Here is a 17796-nt window from a genome sequence, read left to right on the forward strand (position 1 = left end):
GCCGCCGCGCGCGAGGCTGCGCGCCCGTGCCGTGGCGAAGGCCGCATCCGAGACCGCTCCTGCCTTGGCGAGCCGTGCGACCACGCGCGCGACGGCGGCGCGACCGGCGGCGACCGCCTCTGCCGCCTCGTCGTCCACCAGGTCAGCGGCACGGGCCCAGCGCGTCACGCGGTTGGTGAGCACCCGCGCGAGGCCCGCCTCGGTCGTGGCGTAGCGCGCGAGATGCGCGAGTGCTGCCTCGTGCAGCGTGGCTTCGGTGGGGCGTGCGGGGAGACGCCCATGTCTGTTCTGGCTGCGCGGGGGCATGGCGGCAGCATGCCAAGGCCGGAATCCCAAGGCCAGCGCCCATGCCCGGCATCGGCGTGGGGCCGCCATGCGTGCAGGAACCTTGGCGGAAGCGGCGGGTTTGGCCTGCAACGCCACACGCGGAGGACACGAGAGATGACTACCGTCGAGATGCTTGCCCTGCTGTTCGCCTTCACCATGGTGGGCGGGATCGCCTTTTTCCTGATTGGCGACACGGGGCTCTGGCGTGTCGTGCCGGGTGCTAGGAAGCCGGGCTCCACCGACTACGACGACAACACGCGCTGACGCCACCCTGCCCTTCCGTTCGGGAGGGCGGGGAACCGCCTGCATCGCTGCGCCGGGAGCGCTGCAGGGCCGTGCAAGCGGTTCATTTGACTTCGGCCGCACCGCTCTTCACTCTCTCCGCTTCCCCGGAATGGACCGTGGGACCTGAACAAGGACAGAGGACAGAGCCGTGATCGCCGCCCTGATGCCGACCTACAACCGCGCCGACCTAGCCTTCGAGCGGGGCGAGGGTGCGCGTCTGTGGACGGAGGATGGCCGACGATTCCTCGACTTCGGCTCCGGCATCGCGACCTCGAGCCTCGGCCACGCGCACCCGCACCTCGTCGCCGCCATCGCCGAGCAGGCGGGCAAGGTGATGCATGTCTCGAACCTCTACCGGGTTCCGCAGGCTGAACGGCTGGCGGCGCGCCATGTGGCGGCGTCCTTCGCTGACTCGGTCTTCTTCTGCAACTCGGGCGCCGAGGCGAACGAGGGCATGATCAAGGCGATGCGCAAGACCATGGCCGAGACGGGCCGTGGTGAGCGTTTCCGCTTCGTCACCTTCGAGGGCGCCTTCCATGGCCGCACGCTCGCCACCCTCGCAGCCACCGGCAACGCCAAGTACCTCGAAGGCTTCGGCCCGAAGGTCGACGGATTCGACCAGGTTCCCTTCGGCAACATGAACGCCGTGCGCGACGCGATCGGCCCAGCCACCGCCGGCGTGATCATCGAGCCGGTGCAGGGCGAGGGCGGGGTTCGCCCCGCCGAACTCCGCTTCCTCCGCGAACTGCGGGCGACGTGCGACGAGTACGGCCTCCTGCTCGGCCTCGACGAGGTGCAGATCGGCATGGGGCGTTCGGGCAAGCTCTGGGCGCACCAGTGGGCCGGCATCGAGCCTGACGTGATGTCGTCGGCCAAGGGCATCGCCGGTGGCTTCCCGCTTGGCGCCATCCTGGCGAAGGAGCATGTGGCGAAGCACCTCAAGCCCGGTACGCACGGCACGACCTATGGCGGCAACCCGCTCGCCTGCGCGGCCGGCAACGCGGTGCTCGACATCGTTCTCGCCCCCGGCTTCCTCGACGGCGTCGACCGTGTCGCGCGACATCTCTGGCGCGGCCTGCTCGCGCTGGCGGCGAAGCGGGGCGAGATGGTCGAGGACGTGCGCGGTGCCGGTCTGCTGCTCGGCATCAAGCTGCGCGAGGGTTTCCTCAACGCCGACCTCCAGGCTGCGGCGGTGGCCGAGGGGCTTCTCACGGTCGCTGCCGGTCAGAACGTTCTCCGCCTCGCTCCGCCGCTCATCATCACCGAGGCAGAGGCTGACGAGGCGATCGATTGCCTCGACCGGGCGCTGAACCGCCTTCGCGCCGCTGCCGCGGCACCGAAGGCTGCGGCGCAATGAACCTGCAGCGCGCGGTCCGGCTCAAGCCGGCCGCGTCAGGAAAGGGGGAGCCAAAGGGAGAGCCGGCCTCGGCTCCCCCGACCCTGCTGCCGCCGCGCCATTTCCTCGACCTGGCTGACCTGCCTGAAACCGAGCTCCGCCGCATGCTCACCCTCGCCACGGCCTTCAAGGCGCGGGAGGGGGTTCTCGCCGATCGGCCGTTGGCCGGCCGTACCCTCGCGCTGATCTTCGAGAAGCCGTCGACGCGCACGCGTGTGAGCTTCGAGGTGGCGATGCGCCGCCTCGGCGGGGATGTGGTGGTGCTGTCGGCGCGCGAGATGCAGCTCGGCCGCGGCGAGACGGTGGCCGATACCGCGCGCGTGCTGTCGCGCTACGTCGATGCGATCATGCTTCGAACCGATAGCGAATCGAAGCTGCAGGAGCTTGCCTCTGCCGCGACGGTGCCTGTGATCAACGGGCTGACCGACATGTCGCATCCCTGCCAGCTGATGGCGGATATCATGACGTTCGAGGAACATCGTGGCCCGATCCGCGGTCGCACCGTGGCCTGGTGTGGCGATGGCAACAACGTCGCGCGGAGCTGGATCCACGCCGCCGCGCGCTTCGGCTTCACCCTCCGCCTCGCCACGCCCGCTGGACTTCAGCCGCCGCAGGAGGTGCTCGACTGGGCCGCCGCGGAGGGCGCCGCGATCGTGCTGACCGAGAGCCCGGAGGAGGCCGTGGCCGGCGCCGATGCGGTCGTGACGGATACCTGGGTGTCGATGAACGATGCGCCTGGCACCAACCGCCACAACCTGCTTCGCCCATTCCAGGTGAACGAGGCGCTGATGGCCAAGGCAGCGCCCGGTGCCGTGTTCCTCCACTGCCTTCCCGCCCATCGCGGCGAGGAGGTGACCGACGGCGTGCTCGACGGCCCGCAGAGCGTGGTGTTCGACGAGGCCGAGAACCGCATGCATGCCCAGGCCGGCGTGCTGGCCTGGTGCCTTGGCGTCGAGGATGCGGCGCCAGCAACCGCGGCCCGATGAGCCCGCACGATATTCCCGATCACGCCGAGAAGCCTGTTCCCGACCTGACCGTTCCGAACGCGGTTCGTCCCTTCTACCTCGAGGGCGCTCCGGCCCGCGGCCAGCTCGTCCGCCTCGGCCCGCTTGCCGATGCCCTGCTCTCGCGCCACCCGATGCCCGATGCCGTCACCGCCCTGCTCGGCGAGGCGCTGGCGCTGACCGCGGGGCTGGCCGCTGCGCTGAAGTTCGAGGGCAGCTTCTCGCTCCAGGCACGCGGCGACGGGCCCGTCTCGATGCTGCTGGCCGATTGCACGGCGGCCGGCGCGCTCCGCGGCTACGCCAAGCTCGATGCCGCCGCTGTTGCCGCGCTCGATGCCAACCCCTCCGCCGCGCGGCTGCTCGGGGCGGGCCATCTTGCCTTCACGGTCGACCAGGGACCTGACATGGAGCGCTACCAGGGCATCGTGCCGCTTGAGGGCGCGAGCCTGTCGGATCTCACCCACACCTGGTTCCGCACCAGCCAGCAGGTGGAAGCCGCGGTGAAGCTTGCCGCCGCGCCGACGCCGCAGGGCTGGCGCGCGACGGCGCTCCTGCTCGAGCGCATCGCCTTCGAGGGCGGGGAACAGCGCTTCGTCGGCTCGCCGGAGGAGGAGGAGGAGGCCTGGCGCACGGCCGTGACGCTCGCCGGCTCCGCCACGGCGGCCGAGATGCTCGACGATGCGCTGGCCCCGGAGCGGCTGCTGTGGCGGCTGTTCCATGAGCTCGGGCCGAAGGCGCAGGGGGCGAAGCCCGTGTCGTTCGGCTGCCGCTGCACGCGTGAGCGCATCGGCCTGATCCTCGCCGGCTTCGGCACCGATGACCTCGATCACATGGAGCAGGATGGCGCCATCACCGTCACCTGCGAGTTCTGCAACGTTGACTTCCGCTTCACCCGCGGCGATGTCGAAGAGGCTGGCGACGCAGCCTGAGCCCTGTTGCCGCGTTGCCGGTCGACGTGCCGTGCCGAGAACCGTTCCGGGGGGGACCATGCAGCGACCTGTCACCGCAGCACGCCTCGTTGCAGCCTTCGCGGCTGTCGCGCTGCTCGCCGCCTGCGCCGACGAGGCGCCGCCGCAAAGCTTCACGCCGCGACCGTTCGACTATTCGCACCTCACCCCGCTGAAGCTCGATGTCGCCCGCGTCGAGGTGGTCGAGGCGTACCGCGCGCCGCGCATGCCACCGAACATGGACCACCGCGCCCCGATCGAGCCGCGTGTGGCGCTGCTGCAGATGGCACGTGATCGCGTCCAGGCCTGGGGCACCGATGGGGTGGCCACCGTCACGATCACCGATGCCGCCCTGGTCGAGGAGAGGCTGGAACGGTCCAGCGGCATCGCGAGCCTGTTCGCCGCCCAGCCGTCGGAGCGCTACACGCTCCGCCTCGCCATCACGCTCGACGTGCAGAATGGCGGGGCGCTGCGCGGCGGCGGCATCAACGGCCGTGCCGAGGCGCGCATCAGCCGCACCCGCACGCTGAATGACGATGCGACGCTGGCCGACCGCGAGCGTGCGTGGGACGAGATGGTGCGCCAGGCGATGGACGATCCGCGCGGCATGAATGTCGAGTTCGAGTTCCAGGTGCGCCAGGCGTTGCGCAGCCTGCTGGTGCCCGAGGGCACCATCCGCCCCAACCCCGCTGCCGTCGAGGTGCAGGATCTTGGCGCGCCGGGGTCGCGGCCGGCGCCTGCCGGGGCGCAGCCCTCGTCAGGCCCGCGCGAGCTCACGCCGTCCGCCCCGTCGCCTGCCCCCGCAAACCCTGCTGCGCCGCCGGCCGGACTTCAGCCGGGCCCTGGCGGAACGCCGGGCATGGGCACGCTCGGCACCATGCCCGTCCAGCGCTGATCCAGAAGGAGAACGTCGCCATGCCGCTTCCCGTGTTCCGCAACCCGCCATCGGTCCATTCCACAGGGGGCCGCTACAGCCACATCGCCGAGGTGAGCGGGGCTGCGCGCTGGGTCCACCTCGCCGGTCAGGTCGGCAAGCGGCCTGACGAGACAATCCCCACCACGACGGGCGAGCAGGTGGAGGCTGCCTTCGCCAACATCCTGGCGCTGTTGGCCGAGCTGGGCATGGGGAAGGCCAACATCGTGAAGATGGTGACCTATCTCGTTGATGCGGCTGACATACCTGCCTATCGCGAGGCGCGGCTGAAGATGATGGGGTCTGACAACGCCCCCGCGACGACGCTGCTGGTCATCGCCGGCCTCGCCACGCCCGAGTACAAGGTCGAGATCGAGGTGATCGCCTGCGAGTAGGCTGGGGCAGCGTGGCGGCGATCGTGAACCGCCGGTTTCTTGCAGCCGCCCCGTTCCTTGAAACCGCCCCGTTCCTTGATGCATGGGGCCCCTGCCGCTAGAACCTCGCGATGGAAGAGCCTCCGGTCCGAATCGCACCCTCCCTCCTCGCCGCCGATTTCGCGCGGCTGGCCGAGGAGGTGCGCGCGGTCGAGGCCGCCGGCGCCGACTGGCTGCACCTCGACGTGATGGACGGGCACTTCGTCCCCAACATCACCTTCGGGCCGGCTCTCGTGAAGGCGATCAAGCGGGTGGCGACGAAGCCGCTCGACGTCCACCTCATGATCGCCCCCGCCGATCCGTTCCTTGCCGCCTTCGCAGAAGCCGGAGCGGATGTCATCACCGTCCACCCCGAAGCCTCGCCGCACCTGCACCGCACCCTGCAGGCAATCCGGGCGCTCGGCTGCAAGGCGGGGGTGGCGCTGAACCCTGCGACGCCGATCTCGACCGTGAAATGGGTTCTCGACAGCGCCGACCTGATCCTGGCGATGACGGTGAACCCAGGCTTCGGCGGCCAGGCCTTCATCGACAACCAGCTTGGCAAGATCGCTGCCCTCCGCCGGCTGATCGACAGCACCGGACGCGCCATCCACCTCCAGGTCGATGGTGGGGTGACGGCCACGACGGCGCCGCGCGTGCGCGAGGCTGGGGCCGACGTGCTGGTCGCCGGCACGGCCGTGTTCGCAGCACCTGACTACGCCGCCGCGATCGCCGCGCTCAAGGCGCCATTGACCGTGGTCGCCTGATGGGGGGCGCGTGATGACGGGCCCCGACAGCCTCGACCCGCGCAACTGGCTCCGGGCCGCCTCGCGCCTGTTCGGCCGGCTGCCGCAGATGCCGGTCCGCATGGGCAAGCTGCCCGACGCGCCTGCCATTCCGGTGCGTGACCCCTGGGTCGGCGACCCGCAGGCCGGCGCGCGCATCCTGAAGGGCGAATACGCCGTCGAAGGCACCGCCCGGCCGCTCGATGCCGCGCAGTGGGGCGGCGAGGGCGCTGCCGTCTGGGCAGCGTCGGCGCATGGGTTCCTCTGGCTGCGTGAGCTTCGCGCCGTCGGCTCCGATGCCGCACGGATGAAGGCCCGCGCGCTCGCCTCGGCCTGGATCGCGGGGGCTGGGCGGAATGCGCCGGGGGCTGTGGCCGTCACAGGACGTGCCGATGTCCTGGGCAATCGCGTTTCGCAGCTCCTGTCGCACTGGGACTTCCTCGCCGAGAGCGCCGACGACGCGTTCCGTGCGGCGGTGATGGCGCAGGTGGTGGAGGATGCGCGCGCACTCGCCGCCGCCCTGCCGGCCGAGCAGATGGACGCGCGCGCCTTCGCCGCCCTGCGCGGCCTCGCTGTGGCCGGTGTCGCGCTGCCTGGGGCGGAGGCCTATCTCGCCCGCGCGATGCGTTTCCTCGACCAGGAGATCGCCCGCCAGGTGCTGCCCGATGGCGGGCATGTCGAGCGGAGCCCCGCCGCGCTGCTCGCCGTGCTGCAGGACCTGCTGGAGATTCGCGGCCTCCTCGGCGCGGTGCGACAGGAAGCGCCGGAGACGCTCGCTGCCGCGATCGATCGCATCGCACCCGCGCTCGCGGCGCTCAGGCATGGCGATGGCGGGCCTGCGCTGTTCAACGGCGCGCGCGATGAGCTGATGGCCCCGCTGACCGCTGCCTTTGCGCAGGCCGCCTCGCGTGCCCGCGCGGCACAGCGCCTGCCGGAGATGGGCTTCCAGCGCCTTGCCGCTGGCCGCACCGTGCTGGTGATCGACACCGGCGCTCCGGCCGGGAAGGGGCTCGACCGGCTGGCGCATGCCGGCACGCTGGCCTTCGAGATGTCGATCGGGCGCGACAGGCTGATCGTCAATTGCGGCGCGGCACCGGCGGCGACGGCGACCTGGCGCGATGCGCTGCGCGCGACGGCCGCGCACTCGACGCTCGTGATCGCCGACGTCAACTCGTCCGAGCTGAAGGGAGACGGGCTTGGCCGACGGCCCGAGCAGGTGTCGGTGCAGCGCCACGAGGCGAACGGCGCGCACTGGCTGGACGCCAGCCACGATGGCTGGAAGAAGCCCTTCGGCGCGATCCACCGCCGACGCCTCTATCTCGGCGAAAGCGGCGAGGATGTGCGCGGCGAGGACAGCATCGAGGCAGCGACGCCGCAGCCCTACGCCATCCGTTTCCACCTCCACCCCACGGTCGATGCGAGCCTGCAGCAGGATGGCTCGGGCGTGCTGCTGCGCACGCCATCGGGCATCGGCTTTGTCCTGCGTGCGGAAGGAGCCAAGCTCGCGCTCGAGGAGAGCATCTATGCCGGTGGGGCAGAGCCGCGGCGGAGCGAGCAGGTGGTTCTCTCCGGCACGCCCGATGACGGGCCCTGCCTCGTGAAATGGGCCATCAGCAAGCTCGGGTGAGCACGGAGAGCGGCCGATGTGCGGCATCGCGGGGCTGTTCCTGCGCCGGGCGGAGGACCATGCCGCGCTGATTGCCCGCGCCCTCGCGATGGGTGACGCGATCGCCCATCGCGGGCCCGATGGCGATGGCCAGTGGGCCGAGGCCGAGGCGGGGCTGGCGCTCGCGCACAGGCGGCTGGCGATCATCGATCTCTCGCCAGGTGGGGCGCAGCCGATGCACTCGGCCTGCGGCCGCTACGTCATCAGCTACAACGGCGAGCTCTACAACTACATCGCACTCCGCAACGAGCTCGTGGCCGAGGGCGTGGTGGTGGAAAGTGCCTCCGACACGGCGGTGCTGCTTGCCGCCATCGCGACATGGGGTCTTGCGCGAACGCTGCCGAAGCTGGACGCGATGTTCGCCTTCGCGCTGTGGGACAGGCGCGAGCGGGCGCTCACGCTCGTGCGCGACCATGCCGGCATCAAGCCGCTGGCCTGGGCCGCGACGCCCGAGGGCGTGTTTTTCGGCTCTGAGCTCCGCGCGCTCGCGGCTGGCGGGGTTCGCGCCGGTATCGATGGTGGCGCGGTCGCCGCCTATCTCCGCCTTGGCTGCGTGCCTGCGCCGATGACGGTGTTCGAGGGTGTGCGCAAGCTGCCGCCGGGTGGATACGTGACGTTCGGCATGGACGGAACGGTCACGGAACGGCGCTGGTTCGACATTGGTGCCCTTGCCCGCGATGCCGGGCCGCTCGCGATCGATGGTACCGAAGCGGCATCGCGCGTCGATGCGCTGCTGGAACAGAGCGTGCGTGCGCAGCTCGTCGCCGATGTCGGCGTCGGCGCGTTCCTCTCGGGTGGAGTGGACAGTTCCTCCGTCGTCGCCGCGATGGCGCGCGCCGCACCGGGCAAGGCGCATGCCTTCACCATCGGCTTCGACGATGCGGCGTACGACGAAAGTGCGGAGGCCGCCGCGATCGCGGCCCGGCTGGGCGTTCGCCACACCATCCTGCGCGCGACCGGCGCCGAGGCCGTGGCCCTCGCGCCTGAGCTGCCCGCCCTCTACGACGAGCCTTTCGCCGACAGCTCCGCCCTGCCGACGCTGCTGCTGTCGCGCCTGACGCGCGGGCACGTGACGGTCGCGCTGTCGGGCGATGGCGGGGATGAACTGTTCGGCGGCTATCGGCGCCACCGCCTTGCCGCCGGCCTCTGGCAGCGCGCCGCGCGCATCCCCTTCCGCCGCACGCTTGCCGGTGCCATCGGTGCGGTGCCGCCGCGTGCGTGGGACGCAGCCCTTGGCTGGCTTCCCGGTGCGCCGCGCCGGCCGGGCGAGACGTTGCACAAGACCGCAGCCGTGCTGGCTTCGCGCGACCTCGATGCGGCCTATGCACGGCTCGTCTCGTCGTGGGACGAGGGCGAGACGATCGCCACGCATGCGGCCCCGCCCGACCTTCCGCTTGCCCTGCCCTCCGAGCCGCTCGCACGGATGCGCGCGCGCGATGCCGCCACCTACATGCATGACGACGTGTTGACCAAGGTCGATCGCGCCTCGATGTCTGTGGCGCTCGAGGTGCGGGTGCCGATGCTGTCGCCGGCGATGATCGCGCTCGCCTTCTCGCTGCCCGCACCACTGCTGGTACGCGCCGATGGCGGCAAGGCGGTGCTGCGTGACGCGCTTGCCCGCCACATCCCGCGCCCGCTGTTCGAGCGCGAGAAGACCGGCTTCAGCTTCCCCGTCGGCGCCTGGCTGCGCGGCCCGCTGCGCGGCTGGGCCGGTGACCTGATCGGCTCGCGCGCGCTCGCGCAATCGGGGCTGGTCGATACCGCAACGATCCGCGCGGCGTGGGATGAGCACCAGGCAGCGCGGCGTGATCGTGCGCCCGCGCTCTGGACCATCGCGATGCTCGCCGGCTGGCTCGAGGAGCGCAGATGAAGATCGCGCAGCTGACAAACGTCGACTTCTCGTTGACGCATTTCCTGCTGCCGCTGATGCGCGAGTTGCGCGCGCGCGGGCACGAGGTGGTCGGCCTCTGCGCCGATGGGCCGAAGCTCGCACCCGCGCGGGAGGAGGGCTTCCGGATCGAGCCGATCCCCTTCGCCCGCAGCGCCAACCCCGCCGCCAACCTGCCCGCCTTCCTCGCCCTGCTGCGCCTGTTCCGGCGCGAGAGGTTCGACCTGCTGCACGTGCACACGCCACTCGCAGGCCTCGTCGGCCGCATCGCCGGGCGCATGGCCGGCATCCCGCGCATCGCCTACACGGCGCACGGGTTCTACTTCCACGAACGCATGCGCCCTTCCGCCTATCGCGCACACGTGCTGCTTGAACGGTTCGGCCGCGGCTTCACCGATGTGCTGATGACGCAGAGTGCCGAGGATGCCGAGACGGCCGTCGCCGAGCGCATCGCACCTGGCGGGGCCGTGACGGTGATCGGCAATGGCGTCGACCCCGCCCTGTTCCGCCCCGGCACGGCGGCGGAGCGTGAGGCCGCGCGCGTCGCGCTCGGCGTGTCCCCCGGCGAGGTCGTCGCCATCATGGTCGGGCGGATGGTGGCGGAGAAGGGCTATCCGGAGCTGTTCGCCGCACTTTCCCGCACGCCTCGGCTCGTGCTCGCCTGCATCGGCACCCGGCTCGAGAGCGATCATGAGGGAGCGGTCGATGCCGCGCTGGCCGCCGCGCAGAGTGACCCTGCGACGGCCTCTCGGCTGCGCCTGCTCGGCTACCGCACCGATGTCGCCGCTCTGCTGCGCGGGGCGGATCTGTTCGTCCTGCCCTCACACCGCGAAGGCATGCCGCGCGCGATCATCGAGGCGATGATGACGGGGCTTCCCGTGGTCGCGACGCGCATCCGTGGGGCGCGTGAGATCGTGGCCGACGGCGCGACGGGCCTGCTCGTGCCGGTGCGCGACGAAGCGGCCCTTGCTGCTTCGCTCGCGCGGCTGGTGGACGATGCGCCGCTGCGCCTGGCGATGGGCGAGGCCTCGCTCGCCCGCGCCCGGGCGGAGTATGACGAGGCGCAGGTGATCGCGCGCCAGATTGCCCTTCTCGGCCTATGATGCGCTGACCCTGCCTCCGCAACGACCCGCCATGCCGGAAACACGATGACAGACACGCCCCTTCCCATCCGCCGCGCGCTCCTCTCCGTCTCCGACAAGACGGGCATCGTTCCCTTCGCGGCCTTCCTCGCCGGCCTTGGCGTCGAGCTCGTCTCGACCGGGGGAACCGCCCGGGCGCTGCGCGAGGCAGGCCTGCCGGTCCGCGACGTGGCGGAGCTCTCCGGCTTCCCCGAGATCCTCGATGGCCGGGTGAAAACGCTGGTCCCGCAGGTCCATGGCGGCCTGCTCGCGCGTCGCGATGATCCGCACCACATGGCGGCCCTGGCCGAACACGCGATCGGGCCGATCGACCTGCTCGCCGTGAACCTCTACCCGTTCGAGGCGACGGTGGCGCACGGCGCCGGCTTCGACGAGTGCGTGGAGAACATCGACATCGGCGGCCCGGCGCTGATCCGCGCGGCGGCCAAGAACCACGCCTTCGTCACGGTGCTGACCGATCCCTCGCACCTCGCCCTGGTGCGGGAGGAGATCGCCGGGCGCGGCGGCACGATGCTGGCGACGCGCCGGCGGCTGGCGGCGGAGGCCTATGCGCGAACGGCGGCCTATGACGCGGCGATCGGGCAGTGGTTCGCCACCGCCAACGGCGTCACCTTCCCGCCGCGGTGGAGCGTTGCCGGCGCGCTGGGGCAGACGCTGCGCTATGGCGAGAACCCGCACCAGGTCGCTGCCTTCTACCGCACCGATTCGCGACCCGGCGTTGGAACGGCGACGCAGGTGCAGGGCAAGGAGCTCAGCTACAACAACATCGCCGATACCGATGCGGCCTATGAATGCGTCGCCGAGTTCGCCGAACCTGCGATCGTCATCGTCAAGCACGCCAATCCATGCGGCGTGGCGACCGCACGCACCCTCGCGGCGGCGTGGGATGCAGCACTTCGATGCGATCCCGTGTCGGCCTTCGGCGGCATCGTCGCCGCAAACCGCATGCTTGACGAAGCCGCCGCCGAGCGGATCGCGGCGATCTTCACAGAGGTGGTGATCGCACCCGACGCGACCGCTGCGGCCAAGGCCGTTTTCGCGCGGAAGAAGAACCTCCGCCTGCTGCTCGCCGGCGGGCTGCCCGATCCCGCCTCGCCTGGCATGGCGTTCCGCACCGTCTCCGGCGGCTTCCTCGTGCAGTCGCGCGACGGCGGCCATGTCGATGTCGGATCGTTGCGGGTGGTGACGAAACGTGCACCGACGCCGGGCGAGATGGGGGACCTCGTCTTCGCTTTCCGCGTCGCCAAGCACGTGAAGTCAAATGCCATCGTCTACGCTAAGGCGGGAGCTACGGTGGGCATCGGCGCCGGGCAGATGAGCCGGGTGGACAGTGCGCGCATCGCTGCGTGGAAGAGCGCCGAGGCAGCGAAGGCGGCGGGTACTGCCGAGCCGCTGGCCAAGGGCTCCGTCGTCGCATCCGATGCGTTCTTCCCCTTCGCGGATGGGCTGATCAGCGCGGCGGAAGCGGGTGCGACAGCGGTGATCCAGCCTGGCGGATCGGTGCGTGATGCCGAGGTGATCGCGGCGGCTGACGAGCGGGGCCTGGCGATGGTGTTCACCGGCATGCGGCATTTCCGCCATTGAGCGTGGATGAGCTTCTCGCGCGCTGGCCAGAATGGGCGCCGCTCGCGCTTGGCCTCCTGCTTGCCGTTCTCGTGCTCGCGCTGCTGCGCCGGCCTACGGTTCCACCAGAGCTGCTCGCAGCCCTTGCCGCGCTGCGCGACCAGCAGGCCATGCAGGGCGGCAGGCTCGACCAGATCGGGCGTGACCAGCAGGTGCAGGCGATGGCGATCAGCGCGCAGGAGACCGCGCTCGCCGATCGCCTGGCCGCGCAGCAGCTGGCCCTTGGTGCCGCCGTCGATACGCTGAACGAACGGCTGAATGCGAAGCTCTCGTCATCGGCCGAGGCGACTCTCGAGAGCCTCGGCAAGGTCGGCGAACGGCTGGCGGTGATCGACCGCGCGCAGGAGACGATCACGGCACTTGCCGACCAGGTGACGGGGCTCACGAACCTGCTCGGCAACAAGCAGGCGCGCGGGGCCTTCGGCGAGGCGCAGCTCGAGGCGCTGGTGCGCGACATGCTGGCCCCCTCCGACTATGCGTTCCAGGTCACGCTCGGCAACGGCAACCGCGTCGATTGCCTGCTCAGGCTCGCCGATCCGCCGGGGCCGATCGGGGTCGACAGCAAGTTTCCGCTGGAAGGCTTCCGCAGGCTGCGCGCGGCGGAGGATGATGCCCAGCGCCTCGTCGCCGCGCGGCAGTTCCGGGCGGATGTGCTGAAGCACGTGCGGGATGTCGGCGTGAAGTACATCGTGCCGAACGAGACGGCCGACAGCGCGCTGCTGTTCGTGCCGTCGGAGGCGATCTACGCGTTGCTGCACGCCGAGTTCGAGGATGTGGTGGAGGAGGCGTTCCGCCTGCGCGTGTGGATCGTCTCGCCGACGACGATGATGGCCATCCTCAACACCATGCTGGCCGTGATGCGCGACGTGCGGATGCGCAAGGAGGCCCGCACGATCCAGGCGCATGTGGGGAAGCTGGCCGGCGACGTGTCGCGCCTCTCCGAGCGCGTGTCCAATCTCAAGCGGCATTTCGAGCAGGCGGAGAAGGACATCGAGCAGATCGACATCTCCGCCACCTCCGCATCGCGCCGGGCCGCGCAGATCGTTGCCGTCGAATTCGACGATCCTCCAACGCTTCCGAAGGCGGAATGAGCGCGCAGGCCGTCTCGGCCTTCGGGCTGGTTGCACTCGCTGCACTTGCCTGGGCCTGGGGGCGGGTGCGGGGGCCTGCCGCGATTCCCTGGCGGCTTGTCATCATCGGGCTGGCCGCGCAGGTGGTGCTGGCGGCGGCGATGCTGCACCTGCCGCCGCTGCGTGCCGCCCTCGGCGCGGTCGGCGGGGCGGTCGATGTGCTGGCGCGGGCGACGACGGAGGGAACGTCGCTCGTCTTCGGCTATCTCGGCGGCGGGCCGTTGCCGTTCGTGGAAACCGCACCGGGCGCCTCCTTCATCCTTGCCTTCCGGGCGCTGCCGCTCATCCTCGTCGTCGGCGCACTCGCGGCCCTGCTCTACCATCTCGGCATCCTGCCGCTCCTTGTGCGGGGGATGGCGGCGCTGCTGTCGCGCGGCTTCGGGCTTGGTGGTGCGGCGGGGTTCGCCACGGCGGCGAACGTGTTCGTCGGCATGGTGGAGGCGCCGCTGCTCGTGCGCCCCTACCTCGCCGCGCTGCCGCGCGCGGACCTTTTCGTCGTCATGGTCGCGGGGCTCGCGACGATCAGTGGCAACACGCTTGCGGTCTATGCGCTGTTCCTGCGTGACGTGCTGCCCGATGCCGCCGGGCAGCTGCTCGCCGCGAGCCTGGTCAGCGCGCCGGCCGCGGTGCTGGTCGCGCGGCTGATGCTGCCGGCGGAGGCCGATGCGACGGTTGCGGCGGAACAGCCACCGCCCAGGCTCTATGCCGGGGCGATGGAGGCGATCGTGCGCGGCACCGCCGATGGGCTCGCCATCATGCTCGGCGTGATCGCGGCACTCATCGTGTTCATCGCCCTTGTCGCCCTTGCCAACGCGGCCCTCGTGCCGCTGACGGGCGTCACGCTCCAGGCCATGGCGGCGTGGCTGATGCGGCCCATGGCACTTCTGATCGGCATCCCCGTGGCGGATGCGGTGGAGGCGGGGCGGCTGCTCGGCCTCAAGCTCGTGATCAACGAGTTCGTGGCCTATCTCGAGTTCGGAACGTCCGGAGCGGCGCTGTCGGAACGATCGCGCATCATTCTCGTCTGGGCGCTGTGCGGTTTCGCCAACCCAGGCTCGATGGGCATCATCGTCGGCGGCATGAGCACGCTGGTGCCGGAGCGGCGTGGCGAGATCGCTGCCCTCGGGCCACCGGCGCTGGTGGGCGGCACGCTCGCCTGCTGCATGACCGGGGCCGCGGTGGGAATTCTGATCCCTGCCTGATCACACGCTTGCGTGAGCCTGCATCTTGGACCCGTACATGGGGGGTTCATCTTCCGGGCCGACACTCCATGTCCGAACGCAGCAGGAGAGTGGCCGATGACCGAACTGATTCTCGCTGGGCTGCTTGGATTGGCCGCTGCCGCGGCGGCCTTGCGCCGCCCCGCAGCGCCTTTGCGGGTCCGCCGGCGCCGCTGAACGTCAGGTAGGCCCGTTTCACGCTGGCCCGCTTCAGGCTGGCCCACTTCAGGCTGGCCGGCGCGAGGCGAGGGCTGCCGTGAGCGTTCCGTCATCGAGATAGCCGAGCTCGCCGCCGACGGGCACGCCGTGTGACAGGCGCGACAGCGCTATTCCGCTCTCACGCAGTCGCTCGGCGACGTAATGCGCCGTCGTCTGCCCGTCCACCGTCGCCGATGTGGCGAGGATCACCTCGCGAACTCCACCGGCTGCGACGCGCCTGACCAGCCCCTCGATCGCGAGATCATCCGGCCGCTGGCCGGCGAGTGCGGACAGCGTGCCGCCGAGCACGTGGTAGACGCCCTGGTGCGCATGGGCGCGTTCGAGCGCCCAGAGATCGCCCACCGTCTCGACGACGCAGATCGTCGCCCTGTCGCGCCGTTCATCGGCGCAGAGGCCGCAGGGGTCGGTCGTGTCGAGATTGCCGCAGACCGAGCAGGGGCGGATCGCCTCCGCCGCCGCTGCCATCGCCTCGGCCAGCGGCCGCATCACGCTGTCGCGCTTCTGCAGCAGCGCGAGCGCTGCCCGCCGCGCGCTGCGCGGCCCCAGGCCCGGCAGCTTGCCGAGCAGCAGGATCAGCCGCTCGAGCTCTGGCCCCATGAGACCGGGTGGCGCCACGGGATCAGAACGGCAGCTTGAGCCCCGCGGGGAGGTTGAGCCCGCCCGTCACCTTGCCCATCTCCTCCGCCGTCATCGCTTCCGCCTTCGCCTTGGCGTCCGCGAGGGCCGCGACGACGAGGTCCTCGAGCACCTCGATCTCGGCCGGGTCGGCCAGCACCTTGTCGATCTTGAGGCGCTTGACCTCGCCCTTGCCGTTCATCGTCACCTGCACCATGCCGGCGCCGGAGGCGCCCTGCACCTCTGCCTGGGCGAGGCGCTCCTGCATCTCCTGCATGCGCCCCTGCATCTCCTGCGCCTGCTTCATCATGTTGGCCAGGTTCTTCATGCGTCCTCGTCTCCGCTCAGCTCTGGGTCGATGCCTGAATCAAGGTGGGGGTCGTTCTGGTCAGGCAAGGGTGCGGCGTCGCGGATCGCCTCGATCGTCGCACCGGGGAAGGTGCTGAGGATGGCACGCACGAGCGCATCCTGCTCCACCTCCGCGCGCACTCTGGCCGCGTTGGCCTGTTCGACCTCGGCGAGCGTCGGCGCCCCGGCTTCGGTCGAGACGGCGACGGTCCAGCGCCGCCCTGTCGCTTCGCTGAGCAGGGCGGCGAGGCGCGGCGAGAGGTCACGCGGCGCATCGGCATCGGGGCGGATCTCGAGAAGCCCGTCCTCGACGCGCACGAGATGCACGCGGCTGGTGATGATGGCCGCAAGTGTCGCCTCGCGCCTGGCGATGGCGAGTGCGGCGACGTCGGCCAAGCCTGTGATGGCGATCGCGTCGGTTGCCGGCGCGGGTGCAGGTTGCGGGGCAGCGACCGCCTCGACGCGACCCCCGCCGGCGATGGCGCGAAGGCCCCCGCCACCCCCACCGCCGCCACCCCCACCGCCACCACCGCGCGGTGCCGGCGCCGCACCGGCACTGCCCTCGGTGCCGAGGCGCCGGATGATGTCGCCGGGCGTCGGCATGTCGGCGACATGGGCGAGGCGGATCAGCACCATCTCGGCCGCGGCCAGCCTGTCGGGCGCCTCGTTCACCTCTGCCGTGCCCTTCAGCAGCATCTGCCAGGCGCGGCCAAGCTGCGGCAGCGGCAGGGCAGCGGCGAGAGCGGCACCGCGCGTACGCTCGGCTTCCGACAGCGCCGCGCGTTCGGCGAGCGCAGGCGCGAGCTTGATGCGCGTGACGGTGTGGGTGATGCCGAGCAGGTCGGTGATGATGATGCCGGGGTCGGCGCCGACGGCGTTGCCCTCCGCCAGCAGAGCGAGTGCATCGGCCACGCGGCCCGTCATCACCGCCTCGAACAGGTCGAACACCGCCTCGCGGTCAGCGAGCCCGAGCATGTCGCGGACGGAGGCTTCGGTGACGGTCGTGTCGCCGGCGAGTGCGATCGCCTGGTCGAGCAGCGACAGCCCGTCGCGCACCGAGCCGTCGGCGGCGCGGGCGAGCAGGCGGAGCGCACCATCCTCGACGCTGGCACCTTCCTTCACCGCAATGCCGCCGAAATGCGCCGCCAGGTGGTCGGCCGCGATGCGGCGGAGGTCGAAGCGCTGGCAGCGCGAGAGGACGGTGACGGGAACCTTGCGAATCTCGGTGGTGGCGAAGATGAAGCTCACATGCGCGGGCGGTTCCTCGAGCGTCTTCAACAGCGCGTTGAAGGCGTTGCGCGAGAGCATGTGCACTTCGTCGATGATGTAGACCTTCTGCCGCGCCGAGAGCGGGCGGAAGCGGACGCCTTCGATAATCTCGCGGATATCGTCCACCCCCGTGCGGGAGGCGGCGTCCATCTCCATCACGTCGGTATGGCGGTCCTCTGCGATGGCGCGGCAATTGGCGCAGACGCCGCAGGGCGTGATGGTGGGGCGGTCGTTCGTTCCGTCGGCGCCCAGGCAGTTCAGTGCGCGGGCGATGATGCGTGCGGTGGTGGTTTTCCCCACGCCGCGCACGCCTGTGAGCATGAAGGCATGGGCGATGCGGCCGGAGGCGAAGGCGTTGGTGAGCGTCCTCACCATCGCCTCCTGGCCGATCAGCGCGTCGAAATCCTGGGGCCGGTACTTCCGCGCGAGGACGCGATAGGGCGTCGGCGCTGCCGCTGCCGGCAGGGGCGCCGCTGGGTGAATGGATGCAGGCGCATCGCCGAACAGCCCCGGCCCATCCTGGGGGGGGGCATCCTGGGGCGACGGCGCCTCTTCCTCCGGCGTCTCTCCGAACAGGTTGGCCATCGCATCCCGCACGCGAGGGAA

16 protein-coding genes and 1 pseudogene are annotated in these 17796 nt (G+C 70.9%); 13 read left to right on the top strand and 4 right to left on the bottom strand.

Annotated features, from left to right (window positions below):
- Positions 1-306 (bottom strand): annotated as a pseudogene (locus Q0C38_RS14050) (hypothetical protein); the annotation flags it as partial.
- Positions 307-441: 135 nt separating this feature from the next.
- On the opposite strand from Q0C38_RS14050, the gene Q0C38_RS14055 reads away from it, so the two are divergent.
- From Q0C38_RS14055 to Q0C38_RS14115, 13 genes are all read left to right on the top strand, one after another.
- The gene (locus Q0C38_RS14055; protein ID WP_291297731.1) at positions 442-591 is read left to right on the top strand and encodes a hypothetical protein; all 150 of its coding nucleotides are present in this window, start codon (positions 442-444) and stop codon (positions 589-591) included.
- A 169-nt stretch (positions 592-760) separates the two neighbouring features.
- Positions 761-1969 (top strand): aspartate aminotransferase family protein, encoded by a 1209-nt coding sequence (locus tag Q0C38_RS14060; RefSeq protein WP_291297732.1) that lies wholly within the window; start codon positions 761-763, stop codon positions 1967-1969.
- A complete protein-coding gene (gene argF / locus Q0C38_RS14065; protein ID WP_291297733.1) occupies positions 1966-2994 on the top strand; it encodes an ornithine carbamoyltransferase in 1029 nt (342 codons plus the stop codon). Before Q0C38_RS14060 ends, argF begins: the two co-directional genes overlap by 4 nt.
- Complete coding sequence (locus Q0C38_RS14070) at positions 2991-3941, top strand: Hsp33 family molecular chaperone HslO (protein WP_291297734.1); 951 nt, start codon at positions 2991-2993, stop codon at positions 3939-3941. Before argF ends, Q0C38_RS14070 begins: the two co-directional genes overlap by 4 nt.
- Positions 3942-3999: 58 nt before the next feature.
- The gene (locus Q0C38_RS14075; protein ID WP_291297735.1) at positions 4000-4854 is read left to right on the top strand and encodes a hypothetical protein; all 855 of its coding nucleotides are present in this window, start codon (positions 4000-4002) and stop codon (positions 4852-4854) included.
- A gap of 20 nt (positions 4855-4874) precedes the next feature.
- Entirely contained in the window at positions 4875-5267 is a 393-nt protein-coding gene (locus Q0C38_RS14080) for a RidA family protein (RefSeq protein WP_291297736.1), read from the top strand.
- 110 nt (positions 5268-5377) lie between these two features.
- Positions 5378-6052 (top strand): ribulose-phosphate 3-epimerase, encoded by a 675-nt coding sequence (rpe, locus tag Q0C38_RS14085; RefSeq protein WP_291297737.1) that lies wholly within the window; start codon positions 5378-5380, stop codon positions 6050-6052.
- A 13-nt stretch (positions 6053-6065) separates the two neighbouring features.
- On the top strand, positions 6066-7697 hold the full coding sequence (locus Q0C38_RS14090) for a heparinase II/III family protein (protein WP_291297738.1): 1632 nt from the start codon (positions 6066-6068) through the stop codon (positions 7695-7697).
- Between the two features lie 16 nt (positions 7698-7713).
- The gene (asnB, locus tag Q0C38_RS14095) at positions 7714-9606 is read left to right on the top strand and encodes an asparagine synthase (glutamine-hydrolyzing) (RefSeq protein WP_291297739.1); all 1893 of its coding nucleotides are present in this window, start codon (positions 7714-7716) and stop codon (positions 9604-9606) included.
- Positions 9603-10727: a glycosyltransferase family 4 protein gene (locus Q0C38_RS14100; protein ID WP_291297740.1), complete on the top strand. Its 1125-nt coding sequence runs from the start codon at positions 9603-9605 to the stop codon at positions 10725-10727. Before asnB ends, Q0C38_RS14100 begins: the two co-directional genes overlap by 4 nt.
- Before the next feature lie 45 nt (positions 10728-10772).
- Positions 10773-12350: a bifunctional phosphoribosylaminoimidazolecarboxamide formyltransferase/IMP cyclohydrolase gene (gene purH / locus Q0C38_RS14105; RefSeq protein ID WP_291297741.1), complete on the top strand. Its 1578-nt coding sequence runs from the start codon at positions 10773-10775 to the stop codon at positions 12348-12350.
- Between the two features lie 2 nt (positions 12351-12352).
- On the top strand, positions 12353-13480 hold the full coding sequence (locus tag Q0C38_RS14110) for a DNA recombination protein RmuC (protein ID WP_291297742.1): 1128 nt from the start codon (positions 12353-12355) through the stop codon (positions 13478-13480).
- Complete coding sequence (locus Q0C38_RS14115) at positions 13477-14721, top strand: NupC/NupG family nucleoside CNT transporter (RefSeq protein WP_291297743.1); 1245 nt, start codon at positions 13477-13479, stop codon at positions 14719-14721. Before Q0C38_RS14110 ends, Q0C38_RS14115 begins: the two co-directional genes overlap by 4 nt.
- A gap of 243 nt (positions 14722-14964) precedes the next feature.
- Here Q0C38_RS14115 and recR read toward each other — a convergent pair whose 3' ends face one another.
- Genes recR through Q0C38_RS14130 form a run of 3 tightly spaced genes read right to left on the bottom strand, consistent with a single transcriptional unit; the run spans position 14965 to position 17775 of the window.
- Positions 14965-15555 carry a recombination mediator RecR gene (gene recR, locus Q0C38_RS14120; RefSeq protein ID WP_291297744.1) on the bottom strand — a complete coding sequence of 197 codons (591 nt, stop codon included), beginning with the start codon at positions 15553-15555 and terminating at the stop codon, positions 14965-14967.
- A gap of 22 nt (positions 15556-15577) precedes the next feature.
- The gene (locus tag Q0C38_RS14125) at positions 15578-15901 is read right to left on the bottom strand and encodes a YbaB/EbfC family nucleoid-associated protein (RefSeq protein ID WP_291297745.1); all 324 of its coding nucleotides are present in this window, start codon (positions 15899-15901) and stop codon (positions 15578-15580) included.
- Positions 15898-17775, bottom strand: a complete 1878-nt coding sequence (locus Q0C38_RS14130; protein WP_291297746.1) for a DNA polymerase III subunit gamma/tau — start codon at positions 17773-17775, stop codon at positions 15898-15900. The genes Q0C38_RS14125 and Q0C38_RS14130 overlap by 4 nt, the downstream gene beginning before the upstream one ends.
- Positions 17776-17796: the final 21 nt, after the last annotated feature.

The organism is Elioraea sp. (assembly GCF_022842375.1).
Lineage (GTDB): Bacteria > Pseudomonadota > Alphaproteobacteria > Acetobacterales > Acetobacteraceae > Elioraea_A.

What these genes read in the sequence shown, in the direction of transcription:
- Q0C38_RS14055 (WP_291297731.1), top strand. Translation starts at nt 442, where the DNA reads ATGACTACCGTCGAGATGCTTGCCCTGCTGTTCGCCTTCACCATGGTG.
- argF (WP_291297733.1), top strand. Translation starts at nt 1,966, where the DNA reads ATGAACCTGCAGCGCGCGGTCCGGCTCAAGCCGGCCGCGTCAGGAAAG.
- Q0C38_RS14070 (WP_291297734.1), top strand. Translation starts at nt 2,991, where the DNA reads ATGAGCCCGCACGATATTCCCGATCACGCCGAGAAGCCTGTTCCCGAC.
- Q0C38_RS14075 (WP_291297735.1), top strand. Translation starts at nt 4,000, where the DNA reads ATGCAGCGACCTGTCACCGCAGCACGCCTCGTTGCAGCCTTCGCGGCT.
- Q0C38_RS14080 (WP_291297736.1), top strand. Translation starts at nt 4,875, where the DNA reads ATGCCGCTTCCCGTGTTCCGCAACCCGCCATCGGTCCATTCCACAGGG.
- rpe (WP_291297737.1), top strand. Translation starts at nt 5,378, where the DNA reads ATGGAAGAGCCTCCGGTCCGAATCGCACCCTCCCTCCTCGCCGCCGAT.
- Q0C38_RS14090 (WP_291297738.1), top strand. Translation starts at nt 6,066, where the DNA reads ATGACGGGCCCCGACAGCCTCGACCCGCGCAACTGGCTCCGGGCCGCC.
- asnB (WP_291297739.1), top strand. Translation starts at nt 7,714, where the DNA reads ATGTGCGGCATCGCGGGGCTGTTCCTGCGCCGGGCGGAGGACCATGCC.
- Q0C38_RS14100 (WP_291297740.1), top strand. Translation starts at nt 9,603, where the DNA reads ATGAAGATCGCGCAGCTGACAAACGTCGACTTCTCGTTGACGCATTTC.
- purH (WP_291297741.1), top strand. Translation starts at nt 10,773, where the DNA reads ATGACAGACACGCCCCTTCCCATCCGCCGCGCGCTCCTCTCCGTCTCC.
- Q0C38_RS14115 (WP_291297743.1), top strand. Translation starts at nt 13,477, where the DNA reads ATGAGCGCGCAGGCCGTCTCGGCCTTCGGGCTGGTTGCACTCGCTGCA.
- recR (WP_291297744.1), bottom strand. Translation starts at nt 15,555, where the DNA reads ATGGGGCCAGAGCTCGAGCGGCTGATCCTGCTGCTCGGCAAGCTGCCG.
- Q0C38_RS14125 (WP_291297745.1), bottom strand. Translation starts at nt 15,901, where the DNA reads ATGAAGAACCTGGCCAACATGATGAAGCAGGCGCAGGAGATGCAGGGG.
- Q0C38_RS14130 (WP_291297746.1), bottom strand. Translation starts at nt 17,775, where the DNA reads ATGGCCAACCTGTTCGGAGAGACGCCGGAGGAAGAGGCGCCGTCGCCC.